Source organism: Micromonospora sp. NPDC051296 (assembly GCF_040682255.1).
In the GTDB taxonomy this organism is placed as follows: domain Bacteria; phylum Actinomycetota; class Actinomycetes; order Mycobacteriales; family Micromonosporaceae; genus Micromonospora; species Micromonospora craterilacus.
In genome coordinates this window covers 1-6,003 of sequence record NZ_JBFBAO010000400.1, presented here as the reverse complement: position 1 = coordinate 6,003, position 6,003 = coordinate 1, and the positions used below count along the sequence as shown (strand labels likewise).

Here is a 6,003-nt window from a genome sequence, read left to right as displayed (position 1 = left end):
CGCCGGGGCGAAGCTCCACCAGCAGCTCGGCCCGCTCACCGGGGCTGAGCCGCAAATGGTCGACCGGGACCGGCGCTGGCAGCAGGCCGTTGTCGCCGGCCACCACGTGGAAGTTCCGCCCGTCGCCCAGGACGAAGTCGTAGATCCGGGCGTTGGACGCGTTGAGCACCCGCAGCCGCACCCGCTCGGTACGGACGTCGAGCACCGGACCCCAGACCCCGTTGACCAGGATCTCGTCGCCTAGCAGGCCGGTGAGCGCGAAGCCCCCGAAGCCGATGTCGGCCTGGTCCAACTGACCGCCGGCGGTGAGGTTCTTGTCCTGTACGACGATCGGGATGTCGTCCACCCCGTACTCCTCCGGCAGCAGGCCCGCCGCCGCGCCGTCGTCGACGTACAGCAGCCCGGCGACGCCTCGGTAGACGTGCTCCTTGGTCCGCCCGTGCGGGTGCGGGTGGTACCACAGCGTCGCGGCCGGCTGGTCCACCCGCCACGCGGGCTCCCAGACCGCACCGGGCCGGATCATCTGGTGCGGGCCACCATCGAACTCGGCTGGCAGTTCCATGCCGTGCCAATGCAGGGTGGTCGCCTCCGGCAGGTCGTTACGCACCACCGGGGCGAGAGTGTCCCCACGGGACACCCGTACCGTGGGGCCGAGATAGCTGCCGTTGACTCCCCAGGTATCGGCCCGCTTGCCCGGTAGCAACTCGGTCTGACCGGTCTGCAACCGCAGTTCGACCCGAAGCCGGCCGTGCGCGTCACGGACGCTGCGGGCCAGCGGCGGGATGGCCAGCGGCCGGTCGAACGACACCTTGCCGGCGTTGCTGCGGTGCGCGGTCGTCCAGACGTACCCGGCCATGCCGGCTGCGGGCAGCGCCACCACCGCCCCGGCGACGACCGCCCCACGAAGCAAGGCCCGGCGGGAGATCCCCATCACCGGCCGCCGCCCGTGCCGGTGCGCCCAGCCGGCCAGGCGGTGATCAGCAGACCCACCGCGATGATCCAGATCGCCACCCAGGACTCCGGCGCGGGCACGATCCGCGGCTCGCGCAGGATCACCGAGATCGGCACGAACAGCCCGCCGAACAGGGTGAAGACACCGAACAGCGCGACGACCACGCCGGCCAGCCGGCGTACCAGAATCCCTCGAGATCGACTCTCCGTCATGCGGACGACGCTAGGCCGGCACCTGCCCGCGCCACATCGCTCCACAGAGCCATCAGCCATCGGGCGCGTGGTGACCTGGCCGGTTTGGCCCTGGCAGGTCCGGGTGCGCTCGACCGGGATCGCGGTGACCAGCGCGGCTCCCCCGGGTCACGCGGACTTCGAGATAGCGTGCTGTAAAGCCCCGGTGATCCCCGATTTTCACCTACGGCAACCGCCGGTCGAATCGGCGGCAATCTCCGTGCCGCAGGGTCGCTGCCGTGACGTACACATTGAACGCCGTAATGACGGTGGGCGCCGTCGTCGCTGCGCTGCTCGCCCCGCCCCACGCAACCGCCGCAAACACCCGGCCCGCGGTCGTGACCACCGACAACGAAACCCCGGTCCTGTACGACGACGAGGCCGGCGGCAACGCCTCCGGTGACGACCCGGCAATCTGGGTCCACCCGGCGGACTCCCGCAAGTCGATCGTCATCGTGACCGCCAAGGAGGGTGGCCTCCGCGTCTACGACATGGGCTCGCACGAGCTCCAGTCGCTGCCCGCCACCGAGGCACCGCGGATCGACACTGCCGCGGGCCGCTACAACAACGTCGACATCGCGTACGGCATCCGCCTGGCCGGTCGCCAGGTCGACGTCGCCGTCGTCTCGGACCGCTACAACGACCAGCTCCGGTTCTTCGTCATCGACCCGGCCGGCGCGGCAGCGCGTGCCCCGCTGACCGAGGTCACCGCAGCTGACCAGAGCTTCCTGTTCAACCCCGACCGGCAGGCCGTTGACGCGGAGCACACGGCCTACGGCCTCGCCGTCTGGCAGCCGCGCCCCGGCGAGACGTACGGAGTCGTCACCCAGGAGGGGACGACGACGATCGCTACCGTCCGCATCGTGGAGATCGGCGGCAAGCTCGGCTACACGGACATCCGGCAGCTCGCCATGCCGAGCCGCTTCCGGCTGCCCGACGGGACGACCTGGGTGCCCTGCGAGGAGCCCGGCGTGCTGCCGCAGTTGGAGGGCGTCGCGGTGGACCAGGCGTCGGGCGTGCTCTACGCCGCGCAGGAGGACGTCGGCCTGTGGCGGCTGCAGCTGCCGCTCGGCTCGCGCAGCCAGCCGACGCTCATCGACCGGGTCAAGGACTTCGGGGTCCACGATGTCTACGACAGCGAGACCGAGGAATGCCAGCCATCAGACCCGAACGCCAAGGGCTACGGCGGGAACCTGCTCACTGCCGACGTCGAAGGCGTCGACATCTACTACGGGCGCGGCTCGACCGGGTATGTGCTCGTGTCGAGCCAGGGCGACGACAGGTTCGTGGTCTACCAGCGCCAGGGCACGAACCGGGCGCTGGGAAGCTTTCGGGTCAAGGGCGTCGGCGGGGCTGACGACATCAACGGCTCCGACGGGCTCGCCGTGACGAACCGCCCCGTCGGCGACTACCGGCAGGGCCTGCTCGTCACGCACGACGAGCCCGAGACCGGGCCCGACGTGGACGACGAGCGCGACGCCACCAACTTCTCCTACGTGTCCTGGGGCGACATTGCCGAGGCGATGTCCCTGACCGTGGACACCCGTGCCGGGAACGACCCACGTTTCCGCTGACCCACCCGAAACGGTGACGGCCTGCTCGAGGACATCTCGAGCAGGCCGTTCACCCACCCGCCCGTCAGCGGGCCCTGAAGCCGCTCAGCGCTCATCGTCGGCGATCCCGCCGCCGAAACTGCCGCGATCCGACACCGGCTCGATGGCGCCGGGTCGTCACGCTTGATGCACCACAGGGGTGGGAGATGATCCCGGCATGACGATGATCGGCCGGGCCCAAGAGTTCAGCGACGTCCTCGCCGCAGTGCGCGATCCACAGACGGATGTGATCCTGGTCACCGGCGGGGCCGGCGTGGGCAAGACCCGGCTGCTCGACGCCGTGTCCACGGCTCTGCCTGCCGTCCGTGCCTGGGGCACGCGAGGGCTGTCGCATGTCCCGCTGGCGGCTCTGGCGCACCTGGTTGACCCGGCGACGACGTCCCTCGCGGAGATGGTCGCCCAGGTGCTCCGGGCGGTCCCATCCGGAGCTGTGCTCGCGGTCGACGACCTGGATGGGTGCGACGAGGTCTCCCTGGCCGTCGCGGTGCGGGTCGCCCGCGACGCCGGACGCACGCTGGTCGGCACCGTGCGGACCGCCGACGGTCGCGTTCCACCCGTCGTGGCCGAGCTCGCGGCGTCGTCGAGCACCGTCGTCCTGCCGGTCGCGCCGTTCGACCGGACGTTAACGGAGAAGCTCGTCGACACGCTGCTCGACGGCCCGGTGGACGCCGGGGTGGTCGACGACGTGTGGCGCCGGACCGGCGGGAATGCCCTGTTCGTCACCCAGTTGCTTGACGGCGCGCGACGCTCCGGTGCGTTGCGCCGTTCGACGGTCGGCTGGCACGCCGTCGGACCGCTGCCGGTCCCGACCGGGCTGCGTAGCCTCCTACCGACCCGCCTGGAGGGCCTGCCCGACGACGCCGTCGCCGCCGCTCGCTTCCTGGCCGCCACCGGCCGGGCGCACGACGGAGAGGTCGAGCAGGCCGGACACCACGCCGGAACCGAGCACCTGGTCGCCCGTGGGATCGCGGTCTGGACGGCCGAGACCGTGCGATTCGTCCACCCGTTGTTTGCCGAGGTGCTGTGGGACGGGCTGTCGCCCGCCCGGCGGCGGGCGGTGCTCCGCGAGCACCTCGCGGTCGCCCGGACCCTCGCGCCGCACGACCACGTACGGTGCACCGTGCTGAGCCTGGACGCCGGAGAAGCCGTGGAGGCGGGGCACCTGCTGGCCGCAGCGCGGGTCGCGGCGGCGGGCGGCGCTACCGACGTCGCGGTGCGGCTGGCCCGGGCGTGCCTCGACCGGGTCCCCGACCTCTGGACCACCCACCCGGAGGTCGCCGTCGGTGCCGCCCTCGTCTTCGCGGTCACCCGCTGGGAGACCGGGCGCGCGGACGAGGCGGTGACCGTCCTGCGTGACGCGCTGGACCGCACCCCGCCCGGCGCGGACGCCGCTCTGCTCGCCGTAACCCTGCACAAGGTGATCCTCTGGGGTCGCTACGATCTGCCCCGCGCCCGGGAGGTACTGCGGGAGCAATCCGCCCGATACCCCGCCGGGGCACCGGTCGGCGCCCTTTTCGCGGTCGCCGAAGCTGACGCCCTGGCATACGCCGGGTTCCCAGACGAGGCATTGACCCTCGCATCGGTCATCACGGACCGCGCCAGGCTGCCGCTGCCGGTCCGGACCATGCTGGCGACGAGCCGCAGCAACGCCCTGACCCACGTCGGACAGACCGGCGAGGCGGTCGCCGTCATCGAGGAGCTGCTCGACGAGATCCCGGCGGCCGGGCCGGAGGCGGTTGCCGGGACCCGCGACAAGCTGCTCGTGTACGCGAGCCACGCCCTACGCGAGCACGGGCGGCTCGGCGACGCCGCACACACCGCCGAACGTGCCTACCACAGCGCGCTGGCCGATGGCGTGGTCTTCGAGCGCGCCTGGGCCGCCCTGTGCGTCGGCGCGGCGCGGCTGCAGGCGGGGCACCTGGACGATGCGACGCTCTGGGCGCGGCGCAGCCTCGTGACGGCCGCAGCCGCCGGAATGACCGACTGCATCCGGGTCTGCCTGTCCGTGCTGACCGTGGCCTACGGCTCACGCGGCCTGACCCCGGATCCGGCGTGGCTGACGCACCTGCGCTCGCCGGAGGCGGGCCTGGGGTTCCTGCGCCACACCGTCCCGATCGCGCTGGGCTGGGCTGCGTACGCCGAGGGTCGCCACGCCCTGGCCTGCGACCTACTGCGGCAGGGCCAGGCAAGAGCCGCGCAGGAACGAGCGGTGGCAGCCGAGTCCTGGATCCTGCACGAGCGCCTCCGGATGCACGACGGCACCGGGGTACGCGCCCGGCTGACCTCGCTCGCCGTCGGATCCCCGGTCGGCGCGGCGCGCCTGGCCCTGGCCACCGGGTTGGAGCGCGCCTGCCCGGAGACCCTGCTGGCGGCCACAGCGGCCTTCCAGGCCGTCGGCTCGCCCCTGTACGCGGCAGAGGCCGCAGCGGCGGCGTCCCGGTGCGCTTCCGGTCGGGCCGCGGCTGCTGCCCGACGACGGACCGACGAGCTTGCCCACGAGGTGGGTGACCCGCCCACCCCCCTGCTGGGCCGCTCCCCCGCGCCCGCCGACCCGCTGACCTCCCGCGAGCGCCTCGTCGCCGAGCTCGCAGCGGACGGGGCGACGAACGCCGAGATCGCGGAGCGGCTGGTCCTGTCGGTGCGGACGGTGGAGAACCACCTGTCCCGTGCCTACGCGAAGCTCGGCATCACCTCGCGGGGTGACCTCGCCCGGTACGGGATCCCGAACCGGTAGTCACGCTCTCCGACGGCGGCACGGCAGACGTCTGCGACGACAGCCGCACCGCCGTCGGGCAGCGGTCTCAGCAGGTACCGGGGCCGGCTGGGCAGCCTCCGCCGGGGCCCCCGCTGCCGGTCGCCCCGTCGAGCGGGCTGGGCAGGTCGGGACGGGTCTCGGGCTTGGCTTTGTTCCAGCCGGTCCCGAGGACCATCGCCCCGACGTGGGTGGCGATGTCGTCGCCCGAGAACAGGGAGATCAGGTCCCGGCGGTGCAGGGCCGCGTTGACGTCGTCGTCGGTCAGGACGCCGATCACGGTGGGGGCGTCCTGGACCGGGGTGACCGTCGCGCCCTTCATCGTGAGCACCTTGGCGAGCGCGGTGGACGCCTCCTGGTGCGAGAGCCAGGCCGTGCCGGGCAGAGCCACGCCGGTGCCCTCCTCGCCGGTGGTCATCGCGTCGTGGCAGTTCTCACCCTTGGCGTCGCACTTCT

The 6,003-nt window shown here is 72.5% G+C and carries 5 protein-coding genes; 2 read left to right on the top strand and 3 right to left on the bottom strand.

Annotated elements, in window-relative coordinates; all coding sequences use genetic code 11:
* On the bottom strand, nucleotides 1–931 hold a 931-nt coding region (locus tag AB0M52_RS29115; protein WP_363960325.1), incomplete at its 3' end, for a multicopper oxidase domain-containing protein.
* Nucleotides 931–1,164, bottom strand: coding sequence for a hypothetical protein (locus AB0M52_RS29110; RefSeq protein WP_363960323.1), 234 nt, complete (start codon nucleotides 1,162–1,164; stop codon nucleotides 931–933). The genes AB0M52_RS29110 and AB0M52_RS29115, both read right to left, overlap by 1 nt.
* Before the next feature lie 257 nt (nucleotides 1,165–1,421).
* Between AB0M52_RS29110 and AB0M52_RS29105 the strand changes: the two genes are divergently transcribed.
* Together AB0M52_RS29105 and AB0M52_RS29100 are read left to right on the top strand one after the other, a co-directional pair.
* A complete protein-coding gene (locus tag AB0M52_RS29105) occupies nucleotides 1,422–2,756 on the top strand; it encodes a phytase (protein ID WP_363960320.1) in 1,335 nt (444 codons plus the stop codon).
* A 196-nt stretch (nucleotides 2,757–2,952) separates the two neighbouring features.
* Complete coding sequence (locus tag AB0M52_RS29100; RefSeq protein WP_363960317.1) at nucleotides 2,953–5,529, top strand: LuxR family transcriptional regulator; 2,577 nt, start codon at nucleotides 2,953–2,955, stop codon at nucleotides 5,527–5,529.
* Nucleotides 5,530–5,596: 67 nt separating this feature from the next.
* Here the strand turns inward: AB0M52_RS29100 and AB0M52_RS29095 are convergent.
* The coding region (locus AB0M52_RS29095) for a hypothetical protein (RefSeq protein ID WP_363960315.1) at nucleotides 5,597–6,003 on the bottom strand (407 nt) is incomplete at its 5' end.

Bases quoted from the DNA above. Each gene is read 5' to 3' on its own strand.
- AB0M52_RS29110 (WP_363960323.1), bottom strand. From the start codon at position 1,164: ATGACGGAGAGTCGATCTCGAGGGATTCTGGTACGCCGGCTGGCCGGC.
- AB0M52_RS29100 (WP_363960317.1), top strand. From the start codon at position 2,953: ATGACGATGATCGGCCGGGCCCAAGAGTTCAGCGACGTCCTCGCCGCA.